The organism is Cupriavidus sp. SIMBA_020, from assembly GCF_046535395.1.
Classification (GTDB): domain Bacteria; phylum Pseudomonadota; class Gammaproteobacteria; order Burkholderiales; family Burkholderiaceae; genus Cupriavidus; species Cupriavidus campinensis.
This window is the reverse complement of the sequence record NZ_JAWRWU010000536.1, coordinates 1-273: the sequence shown is the minus strand read 5'-3', so window position 1 is coordinate 273 and position 273 is coordinate 1. Positions and strand designations below refer to the sequence as shown.

Below are 273 nucleotides of genomic sequence, written 5' to 3'. Positions count from 1 at the left end.
CGACCTGGCGCCGACGATCTTCTTCGGCATCGAAGGCATGGTCGGCAACCAGATGGAACCGGACCGCGGCGGCTATGCCGAGGCCTACACGCCCGTGAACCTGCCCAACCGCACCTACGGCGGCGTGGACTACCTGGTGGCCAAGGTCGGCGGCACCTGGGATGCGCTGCTGGGCGAAGGCCGGCGCATCTGGAACGTGGCCGATTCCGACTTCCATTTCCGCACCGCGTCGGGCCTGTACAGCAGCGGCTACGCCCCCGGCGAATACGCCAA

General features: G+C 67.8%; 1 pseudogene. It reads left to right on the top strand.

The features are described 5' to 3' along the window. Window positions 1-273 (top strand): annotated as a pseudogene (locus SB751_RS30395) (S-layer protein); the annotation flags it as partial.